This is a genomic window from Pseudomonas sp. B6002 (assembly GCF_013385985.1).
In the GTDB taxonomy this organism is placed as follows: Bacteria; Pseudomonadota; Gammaproteobacteria; order Pseudomonadales; family Pseudomonadaceae; genus Aquipseudomonas.
Genome location: NZ_JACAOY010000039.1, coordinates 21,768 through 46,825 on the forward strand (window position 1 = coordinate 21,768; position 25,058 = coordinate 46,825).

At 63.1% G+C, this 25,058-nt stretch carries 20 protein-coding genes; 11 read left to right on the forward strand and 9 right to left on the reverse strand.

Annotated features, from left to right (window positions below; translation table 11 throughout):
- Positions 1 to 217 precede the first annotated feature (217 nt).
- From cpaB to HX792_RS29840, 8 genes are read left to right on the forward strand one after another with little or no spacing between them, the layout of a single operon-like run.
- Positions 218 to 1,153 carry a Flp pilus assembly protein CpaB gene (gene cpaB / locus HX792_RS29805; protein ID WP_176999413.1) on the forward strand — a complete coding sequence of 312 codons (936 nt, stop codon included), beginning with the start codon at positions 218 to 220 and terminating at the stop codon, positions 1,151 to 1,153.
- Between the two features lie 19 nt (positions 1,154 to 1,172).
- Complete coding sequence (locus HX792_RS29810; protein WP_176999414.1) at positions 1,173 to 2,390, forward strand: type II and III secretion system protein family protein; 1,218 nt, start codon at positions 1,173 to 1,175, stop codon at positions 2,388 to 2,390.
- Positions 2,387 to 3,580: a pilus assembly protein gene (locus tag HX792_RS29815; protein ID WP_176999415.1), complete on the forward strand. Its 1,194-nt coding sequence runs from the start codon at positions 2,387 to 2,389 to the stop codon at positions 3,578 to 3,580. The genes HX792_RS29810 and HX792_RS29815 overlap by 4 nt, the downstream gene beginning before the upstream one ends.
- Positions 3,577 to 4,851, forward strand: a complete 1,275-nt coding sequence (locus tag HX792_RS29820) for a CpaF family protein (protein WP_176999416.1) — start codon at positions 3,577 to 3,579, stop codon at positions 4,849 to 4,851. The genes HX792_RS29815 and HX792_RS29820 overlap by 4 nt, the downstream gene beginning before the upstream one ends.
- Positions 4,852 to 4,871: 20 nt before the next feature.
- The gene (locus tag HX792_RS29825) at positions 4,872 to 5,753 is read left to right on the forward strand and encodes a type II secretion system F family protein (RefSeq protein ID WP_176999417.1); all 882 of its coding nucleotides are present in this window, start codon (positions 4,872 to 4,874) and stop codon (positions 5,751 to 5,753) included.
- A 1-nt stretch (position 5,754) separates the two neighbouring features.
- The gene (locus HX792_RS29830) at positions 5,755 to 6,642 is read left to right on the forward strand and encodes a type II secretion system F family protein (RefSeq protein ID WP_176999418.1); all 888 of its coding nucleotides are present in this window, start codon (positions 5,755 to 5,757) and stop codon (positions 6,640 to 6,642) included.
- 10 nt (positions 6,643 to 6,652) lie between these two features.
- A complete protein-coding gene (locus tag HX792_RS29835) occupies positions 6,653 to 7,378 on the forward strand; it encodes a tetratricopeptide repeat protein (protein ID WP_176999419.1) in 726 nt (241 codons plus the stop codon).
- Between the two features lie 10 nt (positions 7,379 to 7,388).
- Entirely contained in the window at positions 7,389 to 7,658 is a 270-nt protein-coding gene (locus HX792_RS29840) for a DUF3613 domain-containing protein (RefSeq protein ID WP_176999420.1), read from the forward strand.
- Between the two features lie 37 nt (positions 7,659 to 7,695).
- Here the strand turns inward: HX792_RS29840 and HX792_RS29845 are convergent, their stop codons facing one another.
- Positions 7,696 to 8,478: a response regulator transcription factor gene (locus HX792_RS29845; protein ID WP_176999421.1), complete on the reverse strand. Its 783-nt coding sequence runs from the start codon at positions 8,476 to 8,478 to the stop codon at positions 7,696 to 7,698.
- A 126-nt stretch (positions 8,479 to 8,604) separates the two neighbouring features.
- Positions 8,605 to 9,054: a prepilin peptidase gene (locus HX792_RS29850; RefSeq protein ID WP_176999422.1), complete on the reverse strand. Its 450-nt coding sequence runs from the start codon at positions 9,052 to 9,054 to the stop codon at positions 8,605 to 8,607.
- Between the two features lie 72 nt (positions 9,055 to 9,126).
- On the opposite strand from HX792_RS29850, the gene HX792_RS29855 reads away from it, so the two are divergent.
- Together HX792_RS29855 and HX792_RS29860 are read left to right on the forward strand one after the other, a co-directional pair.
- On the forward strand, positions 9,127 to 9,564 hold the full coding sequence (locus tag HX792_RS29855) for a TadE/TadG family type IV pilus assembly protein (RefSeq protein ID WP_176999423.1): 438 nt from the start codon (positions 9,127 to 9,129) through the stop codon (positions 9,562 to 9,564).
- Positions 9,561 to 12,296, forward strand: coding sequence for a PAS domain-containing sensor histidine kinase (locus HX792_RS29860; RefSeq protein WP_176999424.1), 2,736 nt, complete (start codon positions 9,561 to 9,563; stop codon positions 12,294 to 12,296). The genes HX792_RS29855 and HX792_RS29860 overlap by 4 nt, the downstream gene beginning before the upstream one ends.
- Here HX792_RS29860 and HX792_RS29865 read toward each other — a convergent pair.
- From HX792_RS29865 to pbpC, 6 genes are all read right to left on the reverse strand, one after another.
- Positions 12,293 to 14,242 (reverse strand): pilus assembly protein TadG-related protein, encoded by a 1,950-nt coding sequence (locus HX792_RS29865; RefSeq protein WP_176999425.1) that lies wholly within the window; start codon positions 14,240 to 14,242, stop codon positions 12,293 to 12,295. The genes HX792_RS29860 and HX792_RS29865 overlap by 4 nt on opposite strands.
- A 213-nt stretch (positions 14,243 to 14,455) precedes the next feature.
- Positions 14,456 to 15,013 (reverse strand): DUF4136 domain-containing protein, encoded by a 558-nt coding sequence (locus HX792_RS29870; protein WP_176999426.1) that lies wholly within the window; start codon positions 15,011 to 15,013, stop codon positions 14,456 to 14,458.
- Between the two features lie 45 nt (positions 15,014 to 15,058).
- Positions 15,059 to 15,661: a DUF4136 domain-containing protein gene (locus tag HX792_RS29875; protein ID WP_176999427.1), complete on the reverse strand. Its 603-nt coding sequence runs from the start codon at positions 15,659 to 15,661 to the stop codon at positions 15,059 to 15,061.
- Positions 15,662 to 15,685: 24 nt separating this feature from the next.
- Positions 15,686 to 16,435 carry a methyltransferase gene (locus HX792_RS29880; RefSeq protein ID WP_176999428.1) on the reverse strand — a complete coding sequence of 250 codons (750 nt, stop codon included), beginning with the start codon at positions 16,433 to 16,435 and terminating at the stop codon, positions 15,686 to 15,688.
- Positions 16,428 to 16,736, reverse strand: coding sequence for a MazG-like family protein (locus HX792_RS29885; protein ID WP_176999429.1), 309 nt, complete (start codon positions 16,734 to 16,736; stop codon positions 16,428 to 16,430). Before HX792_RS29885 ends, HX792_RS29880 begins: the two co-directional genes overlap by 8 nt.
- 148 nt (positions 16,737 to 16,884) lie before the next feature.
- Positions 16,885 to 19,197, reverse strand: a complete 2,313-nt coding sequence (pbpC, locus tag HX792_RS29890; protein WP_218172849.1) for a peptidoglycan glycosyltransferase PbpC — start codon at positions 19,195 to 19,197, stop codon at positions 16,885 to 16,887.
- A gap of 224 nt (positions 19,198 to 19,421) precedes the next feature.
- Between pbpC and HX792_RS29895 the strand changes: the two genes are divergently transcribed.
- Positions 19,422 to 19,715, forward strand: coding sequence for a hypothetical protein (locus HX792_RS29895; protein ID WP_176999430.1), 294 nt, complete (start codon positions 19,422 to 19,424; stop codon positions 19,713 to 19,715).
- An 81-nt stretch (positions 19,716 to 19,796) separates the two neighbouring features.
- Here HX792_RS29895 and HX792_RS29900 read toward each other — a convergent pair whose 3' ends face one another.
- Complete coding sequence (locus HX792_RS29900) at positions 19,797 to 24,698, reverse strand: alpha-2-macroglobulin (RefSeq protein WP_176999431.1); 4,902 nt, start codon at positions 24,696 to 24,698, stop codon at positions 19,797 to 19,799.
- Positions 24,699 to 25,058 lie beyond the last annotated feature (360 nt).

Below are 25,058 nucleotides of genomic sequence, written 5' to 3' on the forward strand. Positions count from 1 at the left end.
TTAATCACAAAGTATTAGTCGTAAAGTTGGCGTCATAAAACCGTGCTTTTCATGAAAACTTTTTTAGTTCAGAGAAATTTTGCCGCGGGTAATGGCATTTCGTCCTAGCTGAACTACCTTCCAATAGCGAAATAGTTAGATGTTCATAGCAGCCAGTGTTGCGGATTAACCCGTTTGGATTATCGGGCAGCGTTGCAACGGGATAAGGAGAGCCGTCATGAACAGTCGTTTCAGCATGATCCTGGCCGGCGTACTTCTAATAGGAGCCTTGATCGCCGGCTATTGGGGTCTGGCGCTGAGCCGCGCACCGGAACCTGTTGCAGCACCTGTCATTTCCGTCGAAAACAGCGTCGCCGCCGTCGAAGACAAAACCCGCCAGCCGGTGGTGGTGCTGGTGCATGACGTGCCCCCCTTCGTCCCCCTCGCCGCCACTGACCTGGTCATCGAAAACCTGCGCACCGTGCCCGCGGGCAGCCTCACCCGCCTCGACCAGGCCATCGGCCGTATTCCGCTGCGCACCTTGGGTGCCGGCAACTGGTTAAGCGAGGAAAGCTTCAGCGCCGGTGGCCCGCTGGCCCGCATGATTCGCCCAGACGAGCGCGCCCTGGCGGTGCCTGTCGACGAGGTGATCGGCGCGGGAGGCCAACTGAGCCCCGGCGACTTCGTCGATATCCTGCTGTTCCTGCGCCAGGAGCCCGGCAATACCGAGCAGTCGGCGCAGGTGGTGCTTCCGGCCATGCGTCTGCTCAGCGTGGGCGACCAGGTCGGCTTGGCCAATGACGGCAAACCCGCCGTCCTGCCGCCCTCCACACCCGAAGAAAAAGCCCAGGCCGCCCAACGCCGAGCCGCCGCGCGCACGGTGGTGCTGGCGGTTCCCGAACCCTTATTGAGTCGTCTGATGCTGGCGTCCCAGGCAGGCATTTTGCGCCTGGCCGTACGCAGCGCCGACGAACAACTGCTGAGCCGTTACTGGGCCGGCGAAAACGACTCAGCGGAAAAAGTGCAAAGCGCCGACCGCGATCTCTACCAATTCACCCAGTTGGCGATGGCGCCCCCGCCAAAAAGAATCGCACCGGTCGCGACCGCTCCTGGCGGCCAACGCCGTGGCATTGAAGTGATCCGTGGTGCGCAAGCCGCCCAACAAACGCCCTGATTGAACAAGGAAGCCTTGAATGAGCCATCGCTACGCTCAAATGGCCTTGGTCCTGATGCTGTCGAGCCTGCCCGTGGGCATGGCCTTCGCCGCGCCAGGTAGCTGCAGCGCTCTGGGCCAGTTGCCCGCCGTGGTTGAGGTGGGAGAAGGGTTGCAACAGGAACTGCAATCGCCGGTCGCCATTACACGATTGGCCATCGGCGACCCCAGGATTGCCGATGTACGGATCAACGGCGACCGCAACTTCCTGTTGACCGGCGTTGGCGCCGGGGCGACCAGCCTGATGGTCTGGACCGGTTGCTCGACCACCCCGCGCCAGAGCATGGTGTTCGTCAAAGGCAAGGCCACCTCGGCCCTGACCAGCCTGTCGCTGTCGCCGTCCGAAGACCCGACGTTGCCCAGCCAGGTGCAGACCGATATCCGCTTCGTCGAAGTCAGCCGTACCAAGCTCAAGGAGGCCAGCACGTCGCTGTTCGGCCAGGGCGGCAACTTCCTGTTCGGCAGCCCGGGCAACGGCTCCATTCCCGCCACCACCGCCAACAGTTTCCGTGGGCAGGGGGTGAACAACGGTTTCTTCAACATCGGTTTTGGTGGCGGGCGGATCTCGGCCATGATCAACGCCCTGGAGCAGAGCGGCTTCGCCTACACCCTGTCACGTCCCAGCCTGGTGGCCCTCAGCGGGCAGAGCGCGACCTTCCTCGCCGGTGGCGAAGTGCCGATCCCGGTGCCCAGCAGCGGCAGCGACAGCATCTCCATCGAATACAAGGAGTTCGGTATCCGCCTGACCCTCACACCCACCGTCATCGACCGTAACCGCATCACCCTCAAGGTGGCACCCGAAGTCAGCGAGCTGGACTACAGCAACGCAGTGCAAATCGAAGGCATCCAGGTGCCCGCCCTCACCGTGCGCCGTACCGACACCAGTGTGTCCCTGGCCGATGGCGAAAGCTTCGTGATCAGCGGCCTGATCAGCAGTACCAACCGATCCTCTATCAGCAAGTTTCCGGGGCTGGGTGACATCCCGATCCTGGGGGCGTTTTTCCGCGACTCCAATATCAGCCGCGAAGAGAAAGAGCTGTTGATGATCGTCACGCCGCATTTGGTGCAACCGCTGGCTGCCAACGCCCAACTGCCCTCGTTGCCCGGTGAAAAACTGCGCAACTACGACCCGAACTGGTACCGCCTGTTCTTCCTGGAAAACGGCAACTTCGACCGTCGCAGTGGACTTTCCCAATGAGCGATAGCCTGAGCCAGACGTTTCTGGCAATTACCCGCAACACCACCGACCTGGAATGGCTGCAGGGTGCCCTCGCACCCTTGGGCCAGGTGGTCAGTGCCGGTGGCGGCAGCCTGGATGAACTGTTGGCACTGGTGGACGTGACCTTCGCCAACCTGGTGTTCGTGGGCCTGGACCGTGAGCACGTGGTGGCCCAAAGCGCATTGATCGAAGGCGCGCTGGAAGCCAAGCCGATGCTGGCAATCGTGGCGCTCGGCGATGGCATGGACAACCAGCTCGTGCTCAATGCCATGCGCGCCGGAGCACGGGACTTCGTCGCCTACGGTTCACGCTCCAGCGAAGTGGCCGGGCTGGTGCGGCGCCTGAGCAAACGCCTGCCACCTGCCACGCCGAATACCCAACTGGGCGGCCTCACCGTGCTCTACGGCACCCAAGGCAACGCGGACGGAGCCTTGCTGGCCAGCCACCTGGCCATGGTGGTGCAAAAGAGCGGGCAACAGACCTTGCTGCTCGACCTGGGCCTGCCACGGGGCGACAGCCTGGCGCTGCTGGGCCTGGAAAGTACCTTCAACTTCGGCGACGCCCTGCGTCACCTGCGCCGCCTCGACACCACCCTGATCAACAGCGCCTTCGCCACCGCCGAGGACGGCTTGCGCATCCTTGCCTATGCTCCCAGCGATGAGCCGCTGGAACTGACCAGCGCCGCCGAGCTGTACATGCTGCTCAGCGCCCTGCGCCAACACTTCCAGCACATCGTGGTGAACCTTACCGGCCAGCCCGACAGCGAAGCGCTGCGCACCTTTGTCAGCCATTGCGACAAGCTGCTGTGGTGCACCGACCAGAGCGTGCTCGACTGCCGACGCAACCTTGCAGTGCTGAATCAATGGCGCGAAAAAGGCATGCGCCTGGATCACGCCAAGCTGCTGGTCGACCGCTACCTCAAGGGCTGCGCCCCCGACACCGAAGCCCTCGGCAAAAGCTTCGGCCTGGAGGTGATTGCCGTGCTGCCGTTCAGCCCGGAGGTGCGCCTGAATGCCAAGAACCAGGGCCAGACCCTGTTCACCTTGTCGCCCCGCGAGAACCTGACCCACGCCTTGAAAACCCTGGGCGAACGCCTGGCCAAACGCTCCGAAGGCCTGGCGAAACCGTCGATGAGCTGGTTCGAGCGCCTGATGGGAAGTGGTCGATGAACGGCGAAAAACTCTTCGGCGCACCCGCCCGTGGCGCGGCGGGCCACAGCGACCACGACGGCCTGAAACTGGTGCTGCATCGCTACATCATCGATGCCATCGAAGAGTCGGGCAAAAACCTGCTGGAAGGTTCGCGCCAATCCCTCGCGCAGTTTGTGATCGACAAAGTGTCCGAGTACATCACGCGCATGCACCTGGCGATTTCCCGCTACGAAATGGAACGCCTGGCCGAAGAAATCGTCGACGAACTTACCGGCTTCGGCCCCCTGGAAGTGCTGTTGCGCGACCCGTCGGTGACCGAGATCCTGGTCAACGGCCCGCACCGAGTGTTTATCGAGCGCGACGGCCTGCTGCACCAAAGCGACCTGCGTTTTATCGACGCCCACCACGTGGAGCGGGTGATGCAGCGCATCCTGGCGCCGCTGGGCCGGCGCCTGGACGAGTCTTCGCCGATGGTGGACGCGCGCCTGCCCGATGGCAGCCGGGTCAATGCGATCATCCCGCCGATTGCCCTGGACGGTCCCTGCCTGTCGATTCGTAAGTTTCGCAAGGACATGCTCAAGAGCAGCGACCTGGTGGCGATGCAAACCATCGACCAAAGCATCTTCGAGTTCTTCCAGGAGGCGGTGGGCAAGCGCTGCAACGTCTTGATCAGCGGCGGTACGGGCACCGGCAAGACCACCTTGCTCAACATTCTCAGCCAGTTGATCAACCCTCACGAGCGCCTGGTGACCATCGAAGACGTGGCCGAACTGCAACTGGGCCACCCCCACGTGGTGCGCCTGGAAACCCGCCCGCCAAATGCCGAAGGCCACGGCGAGGTCAAGGCCAGTGACCTGATCCGCAACGCCCTGCGGATGCGCCCCGACCGCATCATCCTCGGCGAAATCCGCGGTGTGGAAGTGCTCGATGTAATGACCGCGATGAACACCGGCCACGACGGTTCCATGAGCACCGTGCACGCCAACAACGCCCAGGACGCGTTGCTGCGCCTGGAAACCCTCGTGGGCCTGACCGGTCGCGTGGTGGCGGAAAAGACCTTGCGGCAGATGATCTGCGCGGCGCTCGACGTGGTGATCCAGCTGACCCGCCTGCCCGACGGTCGCCGCTGCGTGAGCGAGGTGGTGGAAGTGGTCGGCGTGCGTGACGACGTCTACGTCATCAATACCCTGTTCCGCCTGGACCGGCGTACCGGCTTTGGTTTCCTGCGCGAGGCGATCAACCCCGCAGGCGACAAGCTGCGTCACGAATCGGCCTTGCCGCTGCCATAGCCCAGGAGGGGAGAGGACGGATGACCGGACCCATTCTGCTGCTGATCTGCATCATCCTCATCGGCCTGTCATATCGCCTGTTTCAACACGGCTTGCGCCAGGCCGGCAACGACCGTGTGCTGGAGCGCCTCACCGACGGCCAGCCGGTGCAGGAAGCCCCGAGCACCACCTGGACCGCAGTGGAGCGCATGTTCCAGCGAGCCGGCCTGGGCAAACCTACCGACCGCCTATGGCTATGGCTCACGGGTTGGGCGTTGTGCGCCCCGGTTGGCTACTACCTTGCCCACTGGTTGGGCGCGCTGGCGATGCTGGTATTACCGCCCCTGGCAATGCGCCTGTACATCGCCTGGCGCTACCAACGGCGTATGCAACGCATGATCGAGCAGTTGCCGCAGTTGCTGGACCACAGCGTGCGCAGCCTCAAGTCCGGGCGCACCTTGGCAGACGCGGTGCTGGGCGGCATCGAAAGCACCGAAAACCCGCTCAAGCACGCGATGAGCCGCATTCAGCGCAACGTGCAGATGGGCGTGAGCCTGCCGGACTCCGTGAGCGATTTCGCCGAGTTCTACGAGCAGGATGAGTTCCGCCTGTTTGCCCTGGGCCTGAAGGTCAACCACCGCTACGGCGGCAACGCCAGCGAGCTGCTGGAAAACCTGATCAAGATGATCCGCGAGCGCGAGCAAGGCCGCCGCCAGCTCAAGGCGATGACCGGCGAAACGCGCATGACCGCCTATGTGCTGGCGGGTTTGCCGGTGCTCATGGTCGGCTACTTCCTGATGATCAACCCCGGCTACTTGATGACGATGTGGAACGATGAAACCGGGCGCTATTTGCTGTTCGGTGCCTTGGCGATGGACGTGACGGGCACCTTCGTCATGTGGCGCATGTTGCGGAGTATTTGAGATGACGTTATTGGCCAGTGCCTTGTTGCTGCTCGCTGCCGTGGTGTTGATCAGCGGCCGCTGGTTGGAACAACGCCGACGCCAGCGCCTGGTCACCCAGCGCCTGCAGGGCCAACTGAGCCGCGAAGACCGCTTCGGCAGCCTGCTGCGCCAGTTGGGCGCCAGCCCCCTCGCCCAGCGTTCGGTGAGCCTGGACAACGAGACCCAGACCCTGCTCAACCGCATCGGTTGGCGCAAGGCCAACCAGCGCTCGCTGTTTGCCGCCTTTCAGGTTGGCGTGCCCATCGTGTTGCTGGCGGTGTCGGTGGTCGGGCAGCAGTTGCTGTTCCCCCATGCGCAATCGCCGTGGATCGCGCCCGTAATCGCCCTGGGCATTGGCTACCTGCTGCCAAAACGCATTCTGGCTGCGGCGGCGAAAGCCCGTCAGCAACGTATCGCCCGGGAGATTTCGACGTTCATCCCGCTGCTGCGCATCCTCTTCGAATCGGGCATGGCAGTCGAGCAATCGTTGCGCGTGCTGGGCACCGAGGCCCAGCGCTTGTTGCCGGACCTTACCCAGGAGCTGCGCCTGATCCTGGCGCGGGTCGACTCCGGCCTGGAGCTGGGTGAAGAGCTGGGCAAGACCGCACGGTTGCTGGCCGTGGATGAGTTCACCGACACCTGCGTAATCCTGCAGCAACTGATCACGCAGGGCGGCGGCGCGATGAAGTCGCTGCTGGCACTCAAGCAACTGCTCGATGACCGGCGCCTGACCCGCTTGCAGGAATACATCTCGAAGATGTCGGCCAAGATGTCCGTGGTGATGATGGTGTTCCTGTTCCCGGCCCTGCTGACGGTACTCGGCGGGCCGGCCTTTATCGCGATCGCCCGCGCCCTGAATAACTTTTGAGGAGCCTTTGATGAAACTACTGATCGGCGCACTGAGCCTGTTGATGCTTGGCGGCTGTGCCACCAACGGCCAAACACCCTGGGCCGCGCTGAGCGGCTCGACCAGTTGTTCCAAGCCCAGCGCCGAGCAGGAGCTGGCGCTGAACCTGGCCGATGACATGGCCAACGAAGGCAAGCTGCACGCCAGCCTGGCCAACCTGCAAAGCCTGCCCGATGCACTGCCCCAGGTGCGCCTGCGCAAGGCCCGGGCCGCGCGCTTGTTGGGCCGCAGCGAAGCCGAGCCGATGTACCGCAGCCTGGTGGGCACTTGCCTGGCTGCCGAAGGCGAGCATGGCCTGGGCCAGCTGGCGTCGGCCAGGGGCAGCAACGACCAGGCCCTGGCCCACATGCAACGGGCGGCGCAGTTGGCCCCGACCAACGAAAAAATCCGCAATGACCTGGGGGTGGTGTACCTCGACCAGTTGCGCCTGGAGGACGCCCGCTTCGAATTCCTCACGGCCATGGAGCTCAAGCCGAGCGACCAACTGGCCGCCGTCAACCTGATGACCCTGTTGATCTACCAGGACAACTGGGGGCAAGCCGCGCAACTCGTCAGCCAACTGAGCCTGAGCCCGGAACAGGTGAACAATGCACAGGTTCGGGCCCAGAAGCTCAAGACGTCGAGCAAGGCGGTAGCGCGTAAACCCAAGGACCAAGTGGCCGCCGTCAGCGATGCGCTGCCAGCCACCGTGAAATAGGGAGTTGAAGATGAAAGCCCACTACCTCGCCTGCCTGGCCCTGCTGCCGTTGATGGCCCAAGCCATCGAGCCCGGCCCCTCGTCCCCGCAGCAGGCCGAGACCGAAAACTGGATGACGTTGCAGGTGAGCGGTCGCGCTGCCTCGAGCATCCCGCAAAAGGTGAGCCCGACTGAGCGCGACCAGGCGTTCAAGCGTTGGCTGGACAGCAACAAGCATCCGATTCCGGAGTTTTTTGAGACTGGCACCGGGGGCAAATCAGGAAGCGGTTCCAGCAAATGACGAGGTGAGGGGAGCACGCTCCCTCACCTCGGCCACTTCAATGGGCGGTGACCCGCTGACGCATGGCCGAATTGCTCGGTGATAGCGCCAACGCGAGCTGGGTGCGGTTATGCATGTGGGTCAAACGCAACACCTGGGACACATAGAGTTTCACGGTGTTTTCGGTGATCCCCAGTTCACAGGCGATCTGGTAGTTGGTCTGGCCCTTGCCCACAAGCCTCGCAACATCCAACTGCCGAGGTGACAGCTGGTTGAAGATCGTAGGAATTTCAAGCGGCACTGCGTCGTCTGCCGAAGTATCGCCATCGGTGTCCTGCGCAGGGCTGCGACGGACTTTGTCGAGGTCCTGGTACAGGTCGTTGATGGACTCGGACAGGTACTGCAATTTCTGGTTCAAGTGCCCCAGTTGCAGCTCCTTCTGCCGCTCCTCCAAGGCCGCTTCCTGGCGCTGCAAGCCTTCGAGCAGTTCATCGAGGTTGATCGGCTTTTGATAGTAATCGGAGATGCCCGCACGCAGGGCCTTGATCACGTCCTGCTTGTCAGCGCGGCCGGTGAGCATGATCGCCTCGAACGCACGCTGCTTGCCGGCCACCCGCTGCAGGGCTTGCACCAGCTCGATACCGTCCATGTCCGGCATGTGCAGGTCGCACAGCACCAGGCCAATCTCGGTGTCTTCGCTGAAACGCTTCAAGGCGTGCCGGCTGGACTCACAGGGCACGCAACGGTAGCCGTTGCCTTCAAGAAACTCACAGAGCTCTTCAACGATCAACGGCTGGTCGTCGACCACGAGCACTTTCACTGCTGACGTAAGCTTGTTCACGCGCTACTCCATGCCTGGCAAGCCAAAAGTTTGACCTATCCCTTCTGACGAAGAATCCTATACATCTACTCAATAAACGTAGACCTACTTTCCGACTATGTACATAGCGATAGAGGCCTTCTGCGACTAATGGATCCAAAGCCAGTACAAGGCAAAACCTGTCAGTAAATAGGGTGCAAACGGCTGCTTTGTTGGCGCCTGATCGGGCCCAGGCGCAACACGCGTGCTAAGCCTTTGACCCACAACGGCCCATGCGCCCATTGCCACGGCGGCCCCGATCAGCGACCACAGCAAATAGTCGGGGGTAGTCGCCAACGCCAGCGCGGCCAGCAGCTTTACATCACCGGCGCCAAAGCGCCCCAATACATAGCCCGGCAAGCCCAGCAACACCGCCAGGGCAAAGGCCCTGCCGCCCTCACTGGCGGGGGCACCGATCCAGGTGACACCCATCCACAGCAGATAGATAAGCGCGATCAAGCCAACGCCCAGCGTCAACCCGTTGGCGATTTGCCGCTGTCGAATGTCTTGCACTGAGCACAGCACCAACCAGAGCAGGATTACCAAGCCTTGGGTCACGTAAAAAACATCCCTTTTCGCTGAATGATTCTATGCTGATATCAAGTAGTAGCCGTCAGGGTAGACGCGGTCATGCAAACAAGCCTCCCCCGCAAGCAAAAAGGTGCCGCGGCGATAGAGTTCGCCCTGGTGTTCGTGATCTTTTTTGCCGTGTTCTACGGACTGGTCAGCTATAGCCTGCCGTTGCTGCTGATGCAGTCGTTCCACCAGGCGGCCGCCGAAGGCGTGCGCCGCAGCGTGTCACTGGACCCTGCCACCGTCGGCTACTCAGGCCTGGTGACGCAACGCGCCCAGGCCGCCACTCTGGCGCAACTGAACTGGATTCCCGCTTCGTTCAAATTCCTGCCCAGCTACGTGAATGCGACCTACGTCGGTACCACCCTGACGGTGACGATCAGTTACCCCTCCTCCAGCCTCACGTCCGTGTTGCCGGTGCTGGTGTTGCCCGGCATAGGCGCAGTGCCCAAACTGCCGACTTACCTCTCCGCCACGTCGAGCCTTCAGTTTTGACCCCGGGGGATAAGCTGCTCGGGCGTTTGCTGGGCCGCAGCAGCCCGCTGCCTTTCGATGCAACGCCCCCAGCGTTCAATGGCCTGCAACTGCAACTGGACGCTCAGGGCCATGTGCTGAGCATCACCGGCACCTTGCGCACGCAGCTCGCCCAACACCTGACCCACAACGCCACGCCGCCTTTGCACAGCTTACTGCGTGCCAACAGCGCGCTGAGCATCGAAGGCCAACCTGCCGACTGGCAACGCCATGGCCTGGACCTCGACTTCCAGGGCATCGCCGGCCAAACCCTGCACACCCGTGGCTGGATCGAGCCCGATGGCGACCACTGGACCCTACGCCTGCTCGACGTCAGCGACCTGTTGGCCGGCCGCCAGTTGGCCCAGCACCGTGAGCAGAACCACCAGTTGGCCTGCCAGATGAGCGAACAGTTGCGGGTCTGCACCCTCAGCCGCCTGCCGGAAGTGCTCAACGAACACTTGGCCAGCGTGGCCCAACGCTGGCGCATCCCCTGCATTGCCCTGGCGTTGCTCGACGATGACGACCAGGGTTGGCGCATCTACGGCCAGTACGCCGCCCACGACGCCCCCGCGCTGTGGCAGACCGCGCAACGCCTGGGCACCAGCCTGGACAGCGTCAACGGTAACGTCCCGTTGAGCCTGGACATTGCCCAGGGCCACAACGACAACCCGCGCCTGCACAGCGTGTTCGGCAATGCCGACGGTTTTCTGGTGCCTTACCGCGATGGGCAGGGCGTGGCCGCGTGGTTGCTGTGCGGGTTCTACAACAGCCAATCCCAGACCAGCGAACGGGACTGGCTGAACCTCACCGCCGCCCTCGCCGCCCCCCTGCTGAGCCGGTTGCGCGAACAGCATCATCACCAGCAACTGGAGCGCGTCGAAGCCCTGCAAGGTTTGCTGGGCACCGGCTGGTGGGAGCTGTTGCCGGCCACCCAGGAGATTCAACTGGCCCCACAACTGCTGCGCAGCCTGAGCCTGGACGACGGCCCCACTCGCCAGCCCCTCGACTTATGGCTGGAACTGGTCCACCCCGCCGACCGCCAGGAACTCGGCAGTCGCCTGCATGACCTGCAAGCCTTGGGCAAACCCTTGCTCACCAGCGTGCGCCTGCAACGTAGCGATACCGAACATCCTGTCTGGTACCGCGTACAGGGCCAAGTGCTCGGAGTGGGCGACAATCGTCGCTGGATCGGTTTCATGCTCGACATCAGCGACATCAAGAACCAGCAACTGCAAGCCGCCGCCGCCCATGCGCGTCTGGATAACGTGATCGCCAGCTCCCCTGCCGTGATCTATGTGCAGCGCTACGTCAACGGGGCGCTGCAACCGGTGTTCTTCAGCGACAGCCTGCTGCCGCTGCTGGGCTGGACGCTGGCCGAGTGCGACGGGGCCGCGCTGGCATTGCTGATCCACCCCGAAGACCGCGAGCTGTATTTCGAACGCACCCGCCAGTTGCTGCGCGAAGGCACCGTGCGCAGTCGCTACCGGGTCCGCGACAAACAAGGTCACTACCACTGGCTGCTCGACGAGGCCAAGCTGCTGCGCGACGACCTTGGCCTGCCGGTTGAAGCGGTCGGCCTGTGGCTGGACGTCACCGAGGCGACCCTGGCGGCCGAACAGGTCAAGCAGAGCGAGGAACGCTACCGCATCCTCGTGGAAGACTCCCCGGCGATGATCTGCCGCTACCGGCCCGACCTGACGCTGACCTTCGGCAACACGCCCCTGGCCAACTACCTGGAATGCCTGCCGGCGCAACTGCCGGGGGTGAACCTGGGGGAATGGCTGTCGACCGAACAGCGCCACGCCTTTGTGCAGCGCATCAGCCAGCTGACCCCGGAATTCCCCGTGAGCACTGCCGAAATCAGCCTGCAATTGCCGGGGCGCGAACATGCCTGGTGGGTGTGGTCGGACCGTGGGGTGTTCGACGAAAGCGGCGCCCTGGTGGAAGTGCAGGCCGTGGGCCGGGACAACACCGAAGTGCGCCGCTCCCAGCAACAACTGACCCAAAGCGCCAAGATGGCCACCCTTGGCGAAATGGCCACCGGCCTGGCCCACGAGATCAACCAACCGTTGAACGTGATGCGCATGGCCATCGTCAACGTGCTCAAGCGCTTGAGCAACGGCGACGCCCAGATCGACTACCTCACCGAAAAGCTCCAGCGCATCGATGCCCAAGTGCAACGGGCCGCGAAGGTGGTGGACCATATGCGTGTGTTCGGCCGCCGCTCGGAAATCGAACAGCAACCCTTCGACCCGGCACAGGCTGTGGAAGGTACGCTCTCGCTGCTCAGCGAAGGCTTGCGCGGCAAGGGTGTGGAAGTGCGTCTGACGCCTGCGGATTTCTCGGTGAAGGTCATCGGTTACGCCGACCAACTGGAACAGGTGCTGATCAACCTGATGGTCAACGCTCGCGACGCCCTGCTGAGCCAACGGGAAAAAAATCCCGGTTTGAACCCCTGGATCGCCGTTCACACCGAGCATGACAGCCGCCATGTGCGCATTTGGGTCGAGGACAACGGTGGCGGCATCGACCCGCGTCTGCTGGAGCGGATTTTCGAGCCGTTCTTCACCACCAAGCCGATTGGCGTGGGCACCGGATTGGGCTTGTCGGTGAGCTACGGCATCGTGGAAAACATGGGCGGACGCCTGAGTGTCAGCAACGGCGAGCACGGCGCCCGGTTCTGCGTGGAACTGCCGATAAGCGCCGCCTAGATCACCAGGTAAGCGCGGCCCATATGGCAGGTGAGGTTGGCCCCGACTTCAGCGTTGCCCAGGCTGATGCCCAAGGCCGAAAGCAGCGTGTTGACGATAGGGTCGAGCACCGGCGCCAGTACGTTCTGGATCAGGCCCACCAACGACGAGATGATGGTGGTCAACGCGTTGGCCACCGTCGCGTTGCCACTGTTGGGCGTACTGCCGGTGGGCGGCACGTAAGTCACCTGCAGGCCCGACAGCGTGGCGCCCAGGCTGTTGATGATATTCGCTGTGCCGGGAGGGCTCTTATACGTCGGTGTCGCATTCATTTCAGCCACCGGTAGAAACAGCAAGGGGCTGGTTTGCTGGCCGATGGTGGACAACGCTTTCAAGTTCAAGCCGCCCCCTACCCCGGCCGTGCGTGGGCCGCAGATCAAGGTCAGCACGATGCAATAGTGTTCGCCAAAGTCGATCAGCCTGACCGGCTGAACATTGACCGGCGCCGAGGACGAAAACGCCGATACAGGGTCCACATAACCTACGCCCAACGTGGCGACGGCGGTAGTGGCCTGCACCGTCAACGACTTGGTGGCCGGTGTGGCACAACTGAAATCCGTCACGTGGCTCTCGGCGCTGGCGGCCTCGATGTAGATGGACAGGGACTGGGTGATATCCACGTCCGTGACGTTGCACGCCACCAGGCACAGGACACCCCCGACCACCGCAGGAATATTCAGGTTCAGCAGACCACCCACCACCTTCGACACGGGCGTGGCGAGACCGGTCAGGATCGAGGCCACCCCCGACACCAGCTTGAGCACCGGTGCCTGTACCACCACCAGGGTGCGCACTTGTGCCGTGCGCACGAAAATCTGATCGGTCGGCGGCGTCTTGGCCAGCCCGGCCTTGGCCAGTGCGGGGTTGCCAATCGCCGAGAGTTGCGGCGGCTCGATCACCTTGGTCTGGATCGAGACATTGCCTACGAGGGGGATATTGAGTTGAACCGCCGCGCTCACCGCGCTCTTGCTGCTGGACAGTTGCGCCACTGCCTCCAGCAGTTGGAACAGCTGCACCGTGGAGTTCAGGGCGGCAATCGGCGTGCCGGTGGCCACGTTCAGCAAGCTGCCCACGGTCAGCAGTTGGGTATTGGGGGCGATAGCTTCCAGCGCCAGTACGTTGTTGATGACCGCCGTGGCCGCGGCACCGTTCTTTTGCAGCAGCATCACCGTCGCATGAATCAGGTCCGTGGCGGAGGCTTTGGCCGCCAGCAGCGCGGTGTAATCGCCCGCCGTCACGTTAAGGCGGATGGCCAGTTGGTCCAGGTAACCGAGCAGGTTGACGTTGGTAGACACGATCCCGTTCCAACCCGCGGCCGTCAGCGACAAGCTGCCGCCGAGCAAATTGCCGAAGGTGAAATTCAGCAATGGCGATTTCGTGGAGTCGACCGTGGCCAGGCTGCTGCGGATGGTCAGTTGCGCGACCGGCGGTGCCTGGGCCGCCACGGCGGTAGCACTCAGAATGGTCTGCGCGTTGAACGTTTTACCGTGGAACAAGTTCAGGATGCCATTGGCGATGCTGGTCATCACCGTACGCGAGGCCACCACGCGGATCGCGTCGTTCTTGGTGGCATCGGCGGTAAACACACGCAGGTTGCTGGCGTTGGTGGCAAGGGTGCCGCAGGTCACCACCAGCGTGCGGCTGTTGTCGCCGGCCACCAGGGTAAAACCGTTGCGCTTGGCATTTTGCACGGCATAGGCATTGGCGGTCGTGCTGCTGCCGCATTGCCCACCCAGCCCTGCTGCCTCAAGGGCCGACGTATCGGCGATGGATTGCACCTTGCGCTTTTCGAGGTACAACCGCCCGCTGTCGACCGCCAGCAGCATGAATATCAAGGCAAGCGCCAAGGTACCCGCCGCCATCAGGCCGATCGCACCACGTTGCCTGGAACGAAGTCGGGGAGACATCGAGCACTCCTTTGGCGCTTACTCTCCGTAGGTGCAATGAAGTGTAGTCAAGGCTTGGCAGGGGTGATGACGATTTTACAGACACAACAGCCCCCTGTAGGAGCTGGCTTGCCAGCGATGGCATCACCTCGGTCTACCTGAAAGACCGAGGTGCCCGCATCGCAGGCAAGCCAGCTCCCACACAAGCCAGCGCCTTCAAAGGATCTGCAGGTTTTAGTGGGGTGGATAGGTGGAAAGGATCCGGTTCACCGTGGTGCGAATGGCGTTGCTGCGGTCCTGAGGGTTCGGCGTGCTGCTCATCATCTGCTCATCGCTGCCACGCCACACCAGCTTGCCGTCCTTGCCGTCGAGCAGGTCGATCTGGATGGTGGCCACTTTGTAGGTGACGTTGCGCGTTTCGTTGTACATCGGGCCACCCCAGTAGCCGTTCCACGGGCCGCCCCAGGCGCCGCCGTAGTTGGTGGTGACTTGTTGCTGACGGTCTTCGACGATCAGGTAGGCCTGCACGTTCACGTCAGCCTTGGTACCCGGTGCTGCGGGGCGCAGGCCGCGCTGGTCGAGTTGCTCGCCCACGGCCTCGCGGATGCGTTGTTCGGTGAGGTCACTCTTGATTCGCGGGTCATCCGGGCGATATTGCAGCGCCGGGTCTTTCCAGGCCCAGCTGCGGTAGGCGCCGAAGTCGCGGCTGGCGTCAAAGTCATGGTTGACCTGATTGGTCTGGCAGCCGCCCAGCAATACAACGACAGCAAGTGCAGCGATGCGACGAAGCATGGTTGTTCTCCAAAAAACGAGGCGTTCTTGAGATGAGAATAGCGGTTAACTGGGCGGGTAGGCCGTCATTGCCTTCTGCACGGCCTCGCGCAGGGAGTCGGCGCGCTCGCTGAGGCTGCCCTGGCTGGTGGTCTCCGCGCTGGTGCTCCACACGGGCTGGCCGTTGCGCGCATCGAACAGGTTGACCCGCACCACCGCCACCGTCACTTCATAGGTACGCACCACCGGCACCGAGTTGTACATGCCGTAGCCGTTGCCATAGCGGTTATAGCCGCCATACCCGTAGCCATAGTCGTCCTGGACTTGCTTGAGGCGTTTCTCCAGGCGCACGTCGGCGCTGACCAACAGGTCCGGCGCACGTTTGTCATGCAGGGGGCGCAGGCCGCGTTGGTCCAGAGCGCCGCTGACCGCCTCGGCAATCTGTGCCGAGTCGGCCCAGGCCGAGCCCGCCGGCAACTGGCCGTTGAGCCAGGCCCAATTGCGGTAGGCGCCGTAGTCACGCACCGGCGCCGGATAAGCGCTGGCATCGAAGGTATTCGCCGCCTGGGCCGGCGCCGGAGGAATCGGCGCCGAAGCAGCGACATACGGGTTGGGGCTGGAACAGGCACCCAACCCCAGGGACAACAGGATCAAACAGAGACGACGCATTTCGACCTCCGCAGACTGGGCCGCTTAAACCGGACGGCAGATCCAGTGCAAATAACGCCCAAGTCCGGCAAAGCTTGGGTGACGACGGTGAGCGAGTTCCATCTCCAAAAGGTCCTGCAAATCGGCGCGGGCCTGGAATTCCACCGGCATATAGTCGTGGAACACCCGCACGCCGCTTTGGCTTTCGACCTGCCAAAGCCCTTCGAGTTGCGCCGCCAGCTCGCGTGGGTCGAGCGGTTGTTGCGGCGTGAGGCTCTGCTTCTCGCCGGCCATGTCGTTCTTGCGCATTTTGCGGAAGTGGCCTTTGAGCAGGTTGCGATAAATCAACGCATCACGGTTGTAGAACGCCAGCGACAGCCAGCCCCCGGGCACCGTGAGTTGGTGCAGCACGGGCAAAATCGCGTGGGGTTCAGCCAGCCATTCCAGCACGGCGTGGCACAGCACCAGGTCGTAGGGTTCGGTGAGCTGGCCGAGCAGGTCTTGCCAGGGTGCGTGAATAAACGTGGCGGTCTGCCCGGCGTCGGCGAACCGTTGGCGCGCGCCTTCGAGCATCGGCTCGGCGGGCTCGGCCAGGGTCACCTGATGGCCCTGCTGGGCCAGCCACAATGACATGTGCCCCAGGCCCGCGCCGATATCCAGCACACGCAACGGACGCGCTGGCAACGCTTCAGTCAGGTCAGCCTGGAGCACCGCGAGGCGGATAGCCCCCTTGGCGCCGCCGTAGATCTTCTCGGCAAAACGCGTGGCCAACTGGTCGAAATGACGATCACTCATGGGAGAACCGCCGTTCGCTGTCGGCCAACTTGGCGCGCACCACCTCATTCATGTCCAGGCCCAACTCACTGCACAGCAACAGCAGGTACAGCACGATATCGCCGACTTCCTGGCCGGCGTGGGCCAGTTTGTCGGCCGGCAACTGGCGCGACTGGTCTTCGGTCAGCCACTGGAAAATCTCCACCAGCTCGGCCATTTCCACACTGGCAGCCATGGCCAGGTTTTTCGGGCTGTGAAATGGCTTCCAGTCGTTGTTATCGCGGATGCGGTGCAGGCGTTCGGTGAGGTGTTCGAGGTTCATGCGGGGGCTCCTGAAGGTGTATAGCTTCGGGGGGATGGGCGTTGAAGGCAAGTGAACCTTTAGGCCGCCATCGCGGGCAAGCCCGCTCCCACAGTTGATTGGGTTCACACGGTCAAAATGTGGGAGCGGGCTTGCCCGCGATAGCGATCTAATCGACGACGCTGAACTCCAGCCGAGCAGTTTGGCCCGCCTCATCCAGCACACTCAATTGATAACGCCCCAATTGCTCGAAACTGGTGTTGATAAAATCCTGGTTAGCACTGTCCCCCAACGGCGCGCCATTGAGGAACCACCAACGCCGCCCACTGCCCCCCAGTGCGGAAAGCTTCAGGCGCAGTGCTTGCTGGCTGCCCGCTGGCAAACGCAGTTGGTCGCCCTCACGCACGCCGACGATCGACAGTGGCGAAGACACCGCCAACGCCGGTGGCGGGCAGTCGGGATCAGCGGCCGGAATACGGGCTTCGCGACGCTCGATCCTGGGCAGCCACGGTTCCAACGGAGCGGGCCAGAGGGCGATATTTTTGAACGACGCTCCCGGGCAACTGGCATCGACCCGCAAGCCCTTCGCATTGACCCAGACAGGCTCCATCAACCCCACGCTCAACGGCTGATCCAGCGCCTGCAAGGTCGGCGGTGTGGTGTTGTCCAGCGTCCAGGCGAAGCGTTGGCGGCGGCAGTTAGGGTCGGAGCGGCTCATGGGCTGGCCCAGCGGCCAACAGATCGCCGCCACGCCGACATTGGCCGGCACCGGCTTCACCGGCGCACTGATGCCGCGCTGGCTGTCGCGGTTGGTCAGCACGTCATGCACCTGCAACATCAACGGCGCCGCTGAGGCCAGGCCGAACTGGCCGGGCACCGGTGTGCCGTCCGGGCGGCCGATCCACACACCGATCAGGTAACGCGGCCCCACGCCAATCGCCCAGGCATCCCTAAAGCCATAGCTGGTGCCGGTTTTCCAGGCCAGCACCGGGCGCTGCACCAGTTCGGCACGCGGGTCACGGTCGGGCCGGGCCTGGCCGCTGAGGATGCGCCGCACAATCCACGCCGCCCCCGGCGACAGCATCGGGCGCTCGCGCAGTACATCGTCGGGCTGCAAACGAATGGTCGCGCTCTTGCCGTCCCGCGCGAAGGCACTGTAGCCACTCACCAGGTCTTCCAGGCGGCTGCCGGCACCGCCGAGGATCAGCGCCAGGTTGGGCTCGGCCAGCGTCGGCAAGGCCAACGGCACGCCACCGATGCGCATCTGCGCGGCAAACCGCTTGGGCCCATAGGCTTCCAGCAACTGCACGGCCGGCAGGTTCAGCGAACTGGACAATGCCGTACTCGCCGGCACCGCACCGCTGAAGCCCATGGAGAAGTTGCCCGGCCGGTAATCGCCATAGCGCCGGGGCACGTCCTGTAACAGGGATTCGGAGTGGATCAGCCCGTCGTCCAGGGCCATGCCGTACAGGAACGGCTTCAAAGTCGACCCAGGTGAGCGTAGGGCGCTGACCATGTCCACATGGCCAAAGCGCTTGGCGTCGTTGATGTCCACCGAGCCCAGGTAGGCCCGTACGGCCATGCTTTCTTCTTCCACCACCAGGATCGCGGCCGAGGTGTGCTCCGGCAAACGCGCGCGCCAGCCCAGCAGCAGGTCTTCAAGACGGCGTTGCAGGGTGGCGTCCAGGGTGGTGCGGATCAACGGCGGGCTGTCGGGACGGTTCAGGCGCCGAGCCAGCAACGGCGCCAGGCTCGGCTCCAGGCGGGGCGCGAGCAGCAGCGGTTCCTCCAGGGCTTCATCGACGGCTGACTGCGGCCACACCTGAAATTCGGCGAGACGGCGCAGCACTTTGTCGCGAGCTTCCTGGGCGCGCTGGGGGTGACGGTCCGGGCGCAGGCGGCTGGGGCCCTGGGGCAATACGGCGAGCAAGGCAGCTTCGGCGTGGGTCAGTTGGGACGGGGATTTGCCCAGGTATGCCCAACTGGCCGCGGCCACGCCCTGCAAGGTGCCGCCGAACGGTGCGCGGTTGAGGTACAGGTTGAGGATCTCGTCCTTGGACAGGTGCCACTCCAACTGCGCGGTGCGCCACAACTGGCGCAACTTGCCGTGGAAGGTGCGCGAATGCGGGTCCAGCAGCCGCGCCACCTGCATCGACAAGGTGCTGCCGCCCGACACCACCCGTGCGCCGGTGAGGTTCTGCCACGTCGCCCGCACCAGCGCCAGCGGGTTTACCCCGGGGTGCTGGTAGAACCAGCGGTCTTCGTAGGTGAGCAGCGCGTCGAGGTAATAGGGTGAGACTTCACTTGTTTGAATCGGGTAGCGCCACACGCCGTTGGCATCGGCAAACCGCCATAACGGCGTGCCATCCTCGGCGAGCACCACCCGGGCCAGGTCGTCCTTGGGCAAGGGCAAGGGCCAGATGCGGTCGGCGAGCCACAGCAGGGCAACGAGCAACACCACAATGCCCAAGGCCCAGCGCAATATGTGTGGGAACGGGCTTGCTCGCGAATGCGGTGGGTCAGCCAATGCTTGGGTCACTGGCACACCGCCTTCGCAGGCAAGCCAGCTCCCCCATTGAACCGAGTACACCCGTGATAAAGGAAACCCATGTTTAAACCGTCAAACCTCTATGCTGGTAGGGAACTAGCCTGTCGCATTAACAACCAAAGGCACAGATACGCCCACCTTCTCATCAGGACACACATATGCAGGTAGAAAGCTTCTTTGAATGGTTGGGCCAGGCGCTCGGTTCCGTCATCCGCTTTATCGTCGACGGGCTCAGCGGTTTGTTCGGTGCCTTGACCCACGCTGGCGGCAACTTTATCGAAGGCCTGTCGCGCACGTTGGGCATGGACACCTCGATCATCAGCATCCTTAGCCTGATCATCGGCCTGATGCTGCTGTATTCGGCCGTGCGCGCGTTCATGCGGGCGTCGATCATCATGGGGATCATCTGGTTGATGCTGGGGTTGTGGCTGCTGAGCTGGGTGGTGCACTGACACCGCAATCCCTTGTAGGAGCCGGCTTGCCGGCGATGAGGCCCTGAACACCGCCATCGCCGGCAAGCCGGCTCCTACAGGTTATTTGCCTTTGATCACCAAGTCAGCCGGGGTTTCACCCACCGCCTGCCAGTTCGGCCGGTACATCGACTCCACTTGCGGCGGCGGCACCCGGTAAGTGCCTGGCGTTACAGCCCGTGCCAGGTACAGCAGGTGGGTCGTGCCAGACTCTTCCAGCTTCAGCGCCGCCACGTAGCGGTCATCACGGAACTCCTGGTGCTTGAGGGCCGCATTCTGCATCGACTCACGCCATTCCTTCACTTGGCTGCTGGCGTTTTCCAGGCTGGCGGCGCTTTGCGCCAGGTTCTGGTTTTCCAGCTCCAGGCCGGCCGGCAGCAGGTCTACCACCAGGGCATCCGGCACGCGCTGTTTGGCGCTCACCGCCAAATGCACCAGCACCAGGTCACCGCTGTTGAGGTTGCGCAGGTTCAACGGCTGGCCATTCATGCCCAGGTATTCGCGACGGATGCTCAAGTTATCCCCACCCGCTGCTGGAGGCAGTTGTGGATAACCCGAGATCGTCAGTTGTTGATAAACAGGCGCCTCACCATGATTGCTCAGGCTCAGGTCACTCGACAGCAACTTGCCATCCAGCGCCAGCGTCGACTGTTGATTATTTAGCTCCTGCACACCCCCACTACCGGTAAGCGTCACTTGCCAATTCGCGTCCGGCTTGGCAAACCCCAGGCGTCCGGCGAGGAACAGCGAATTACGCTCCTGGGTCGACAGGTACGGGCTGGCCGCCAGCAAATCCGAGAGCGTAAACAGGCGTTCCTCACGCTTGCCCTTGGCCAGGTCGTTCTCCTCCAGTAGCGCCAGGATCATCGCCTGGTCACGCAAGGGGCTGCCGTAGTCGGCCAGCCATTCCTTGGCGTTGCGCTGCACTCCCAACCCGGCGAGCAAGGCTTGGTCCGCCCGTGGTTGGTCGCCCATTTTCTGCAGGGCGATCGACAGCTGTACCAGCGGCAAGCCTGAGCGCGCATCGCTGCGTCGCTCGAACAGGCTGCGCAATGCGCCCAACGGCGCCTGCTGGCTGCGCGCCAGGACCATGCCAGCGTAGGCCTGCACGGCAAAGCGGGTGTGGTCGGCATTGTCGCTGTAGTCGACTTCGATCAGGTTGCGCTCCTGCACATAACGCAGCAGGCGTTCGCTGGCCTTCTTCAAGGCCTCGGGCGGTACGGCAAAGCCCTGGTCGCGAGCGCGCAGCAAGAAGTCGGTGACATAGGCGGTCAACCAATATTCTTCTTCGCCATCGGCGCCCCACAGGCCGAAGCTGCCGTTGTAGCGCTGCATGCCGAGCAAACGCTCGATGCCCAGCTCGATCTTGCGTTTGCGTTCAGTGTCCGACTCGCCTTTGATCGCCAGTTGCTTGAGCAACGCATCATCGGCATACAACGACGGATACAAACCGCTGGCAGTCTGCTCCAGGCAGCCATAGGGGTACGCCTTGAGCGCGCTGATCTGCGCCCCCAGGTTCAGCGGCGGTCGGCTCGATAGGCTCAGCAACGCCTCGCGCCCCGACGCATCGAATTGATCCAGGGTGCCCGCAGGCAGGCTCCACGGCTGATCCTTGAGCACCGCACGGTAGTGCTTGAGCAACGCCGGATACGCCGGCCGCACACCCAAGGTCCATTCGCGGCTGAACGGCGGCAGGTTTTCACCCGGCAGGTCCAGACCATTCACGGTGACCTTGACCTTGCCCTGCCCCAGCCCGCCCCAGGCCTTGACCGGGATGCGCAGCGTGGTGCGCTGGCCTTGTTTCAACTCCACGGTCTGCGCAGCACTGTTGACCAGCTCCAGCTGCCCTTCAGTCGTCAGTTGCACATCGAGCTTCTGTGCCTTGCCCGACAGGTTGGACAGGTCCAGCGCCAGGGTGGTCTGGTCACCACCGGCCAGGAAACGCGGGGCCGATAGCTCGGCAATCAGCGGGGCGGCAATCACCGTCTTGGCTTCGGCCATGCCATAGCGGTCGTCGCTCCAGGCCTGGGCCATCAGGCGCAGTTCGCCGTTGAAGTCGGGGATATTGACGCTGACCTCACCCTCGCCTTTGTCATTCAAGACCACCGGCGCGCTTTGCAGGGCGACGATGGTCACACTGGTGTCAGGGCGCTTGCCGCCCTTGGCCAAGGCGGCATCGCCGCCAAACGCCAGGCTGGCCAAACGGCCCTGGCCGGCTTCGATCAACTGGCCATAAATGTCGAACTGGTCCACGCCGTAAGCCTTGCGGCCGAAGAGGCTGGAATACGGGTCCGGCGTCGGGTATTCGGTGATATTGAGGATGCCCACGTCCACCGCTGCCACCAGCACATGCACCTGTTTCGGCACGCTGCCATCGGCGTTCCTGGCGGCGACCTTCACCGTCAGCGGTTGTTTGGGGCGCATTTTTTCTGGCGCGGTGAGGGTCACGCCGAGCTTGCGCTGGGTGCGGTCCAGCGGCAGGTGCAGCAGGCCCACGGCACGCTTGGGGGTAATGTTGGCTTTGCGCTCGCCCGGGCGAATCACCAGGGCACTCACATACAGGTCATGGCGTGACCATTTCGGGTCAAGCTTCACGGCGAAGCTTTTACCTTCGGCCGGCACATCGATTTCCTGCCACCACAGCGGCCCTTCGGCAGATTCCACCAGCAGGTAGCCTTTGCCCGCCGCGGGCGGGGTGACGGTGACGTTGGCAGTATCACCGTCGCCATAGGCCGGCTTGTCCAGCGCCAGCTTGACCTGGTCAGGACGCACGGCGCCGCCTTCGGTGTTGTCCTGGGCCTGGTAGCCGGCCCAGAAGCGCAGGCTGCTGACCAGTCCGGTCTGCGGGTCTTCGACCTCCACACGGTACGGGCCCCACTCCACCTGGAAGCTGACCTTGGCGGTGTCGCCAGCCTTGATGTTCAGGGTCTGCTCATCAAGGTTGAGGAATTTCTCGTTGAAGTGATAGCTCCAGCCATCGTTGTCGGAGTAGTTCCAGTAGTAGTCACGGCGCTCGCGCACCAGGCGTACCTTGAGGTTTTGCGCGGCGAGTTTCTGCCCCTCCTGGTTGGCCACCAGCACTTCGAACTCTGCCGGGCCATCACCATTGGTTTCCTTGCCATCAAACAGCCCACGCAGGCCCGGCAATTGCTCGGCCGGCCAGATCGGCTGCACCAGACGCCGGGTGATTGGCCGACCGCCCGACTCTTGCAAGCTGGCCTGTACGATCAATTGCAACGGCGATTTGACGTGGGCCCACTTGCTTTCCAGGGTCAGGTCTTCCTGTCCCTTGGCGTCGAGCACGCTTTCGTCCAGTTCGAAATCCTGGCTCAGTTCTTCTTCGGTGATGGAGCCGAACTGGTAACCCGGCAGCGCCTTGACCGCCTCACGCAACGGCCGCACATAGACCTGGCCGCTGACCCGGTTACCCGAGGCTGGCGCACCGTAGAGGTAGCGACCGTTGACGTGAATCACCGGGTTGTCCGCCGGGCTCAAGGCGGTGTCGCTGCCCTTGAGTTCCAGTGCCAGGCGTTCCGGCAGGAAGTCTTCAACGAGGAATTCATACAACTGCGGTTTACCGTCGCCCAGGTCGAACACCAGTTGCCAGCGCCCGGTCGGCGCTTCGCCGGCCAGTTGCAATTGGTATTGGTAGAGACCGGAGGCATCGGCATCCCACACGAATTTGCGGCTCACCTGTTCATCCGGGCGGCGCACTTCGACGCTCACCGGTTGCGGCTTGACGGCATTGCCATCCTTGTCGCGCAGCAAGGCGTTGAGCAACACGGTTTCGCCGGGGCGATATAGGTCACGCGGGCCGAATACAAAGAACTGCAAGGGGTGCGAGGGTTGGCCGCCGATGTCGAACTCGGCCAGGTCCAGGGCAGCGCTGTCGAGGCGCAGCATGCTGGTCTGCTCGCCTTGCTTGGCCAGCAGCACTCGGGCTTTTTTCGGCAACGGCAACTCGGCGTGACCGCCCTTCTCGGTCTTGCCCTGGCCGAGTACACGGCCTTCGGAATCGAGCACTTCGAGGTCGACGCCATCCAATGCCTTGCCGCCTTCCAGCGCTTGGGTAAACACGTCCAGGCGATTGGCGTAGCGGTGCACCGATAGGCCGATGTCGCTCAAGGTGAACATCGTGGCTGGTTGGGAATAGTTGTAGGTGCCGGAAGCCCGCATCACCGCCAGGTACACGCCCGGCTCCTGCAATTGCTTGAGGCCGGCGATCGGCAGCAGCAGGGTTTCGCGGGTGTTGCGTGCCGGGTTCAGGTCGAAGCGCCCGCCATAGACCAGGTCGGCCATCGGCAGCAGTTCACGGGCTTCATAACTTTGCAGGCTGGTATTGCGCCCCCACTGCGCGAGGAACATTGGCAGTGAGCCGGGTTTGACGCGGAAGAATTCGACATCGATCTTGTCGACGTTCAGCGCGATCACCGGCAGGCCTTCGGCCAGGCGGGTCGGCAGCAGGGTGCCGCGGCTGGCGAAGCCGACGGTGGCTTGCAGGTCGCGGGTTTCCAGGCGGTCGTTGTAGTCGGCGGCGAGGGTGTTGCCGTTGACTGCCTTGAGCCCGGCGTCAACTGTGAGCACCAGTTTGCGCTGGGGCTCCAGGTGGCGCAGGCGCAGCTCCATGAGGTTGTCGGAAATTTCCCAGGCGCCGTCGACCTTGCCGGACTTGCTGTCCACCAGATGGAGTTTGTCGGCGAATTTCTGATCGGGATCCAGGGGGATGGAAAAGCTCACGGAGAGCGTGCTGGCACCGTCGAGCTGCACTTCGGACACGTCCACCACGCTTAACTCGCGCCCGGCGTAGCGCTGCTTCAGCGCCGCCACATCCACCGCCGCCTTGACGGGCGTGGGCGCAACGGTTGCCGCCGCAGGGCTCGCGGTCGGGGCAGCCGGTTTATCGGAAGAATCGCAGGCGCTCAGCAGGGCCAGCGCGCAGGCCAGGAACAATCCTTTGTTAAGCATGAGGCACTCGTAGTGAGAGGGTCCGAGGGATGAACTATATATCAGCCCGTGGGCGGCCGATGTGGTGCTGGTCACATTGACCGACGGAGGGTGGTTTGGTTCTTTACAAGACGTAAAGCCAAGCCAAATCCCACACACACCGAGGAATCTGTGGGAGCTGGCTTGCCTGCGATGGCGGTCTTTCAGCCACATTTTTATTGACTGGTCCACCGCCATCGCCGGCAAGCCGGCTCCTACAGGTGACCGGATCCATGCTTTGAAATACGGTCGAATGTGGGAGCTGGCTTGCCTGCGATGGCGTAGTTTAATGCCCCATATCCGGTGACTGACATACCGCCATCGCCGGCAAGCTGAACTGGT

Excerpts from the sequence above, each read along its gene's own strand:
- HX792_RS29820 (WP_176999416.1), top strand. The coding sequence starts at position 3,577 with ATGAACGGCGAAAAACTCTTCGGCGCACCCGCCCGTGGCGCGGCGGGC.
- HX792_RS29875 (WP_176999427.1), bottom strand. The coding sequence starts at position 15,661 with ATGCGTCGTCTCTGTTTGATCCTGTTGTCCCTGGGGTTGGGTGCCTGT.
- HX792_RS29885 (WP_176999429.1), bottom strand. The coding sequence starts at position 16,736 with ATGAACCTCGAACACCTCACCGAACGCCTGCACCGCATCCGCGATAAC.
- HX792_RS29840 (WP_176999420.1), top strand. The coding sequence starts at position 7,389 with ATGAAAGCCCACTACCTCGCCTGCCTGGCCCTGCTGCCGTTGATGGCC.
- HX792_RS29865 (WP_176999425.1), bottom strand. The coding sequence starts at position 14,242 with ATGTCTCCCCGACTTCGTTCCAGGCAACGTGGTGCGATCGGCCTGATG.
- HX792_RS29855 (WP_176999423.1), top strand. The coding sequence starts at position 9,127 with ATGCAAACAAGCCTCCCCCGCAAGCAAAAAGGTGCCGCGGCGATAGAG.
- HX792_RS29835 (WP_176999419.1), top strand. The coding sequence starts at position 6,653 with ATGAAACTACTGATCGGCGCACTGAGCCTGTTGATGCTTGGCGGCTGT.
- cpaB (WP_176999413.1), top strand. The coding sequence starts at position 218 with ATGAACAGTCGTTTCAGCATGATCCTGGCCGGCGTACTTCTAATAGGA.
- HX792_RS29825 (WP_176999417.1), top strand. The coding sequence starts at position 4,872 with ATGACCGGACCCATTCTGCTGCTGATCTGCATCATCCTCATCGGCCTG.
- HX792_RS29880 (WP_176999428.1), bottom strand. The coding sequence starts at position 16,435 with ATGAGTGATCGTCATTTCGACCAGTTGGCCACGCGTTTTGCCGAGAAG.
- HX792_RS29870 (WP_176999426.1), bottom strand. The coding sequence starts at position 15,013 with ATGCTTCGTCGCATCGCTGCACTTGCTGTCGTTGTATTGCTGGGCGGC.
- HX792_RS29895 (WP_176999430.1), top strand. The coding sequence starts at position 19,422 with ATGCAGGTAGAAAGCTTCTTTGAATGGTTGGGCCAGGCGCTCGGTTCC.
- HX792_RS29815 (WP_176999415.1), top strand. The coding sequence starts at position 2,387 with ATGAGCGATAGCCTGAGCCAGACGTTTCTGGCAATTACCCGCAACACC.
- HX792_RS29810 (WP_176999414.1), top strand. The coding sequence starts at position 1,173 with ATGAGCCATCGCTACGCTCAAATGGCCTTGGTCCTGATGCTGTCGAGC.
- HX792_RS29830 (WP_176999418.1), top strand. The coding sequence starts at position 5,755 with ATGACGTTATTGGCCAGTGCCTTGTTGCTGCTCGCTGCCGTGGTGTTG.
- HX792_RS29900 (WP_176999431.1), bottom strand. The coding sequence starts at position 24,698 with ATGCTTAACAAAGGATTGTTCCTGGCCTGCGCGCTGGCCCTGCTGAGC.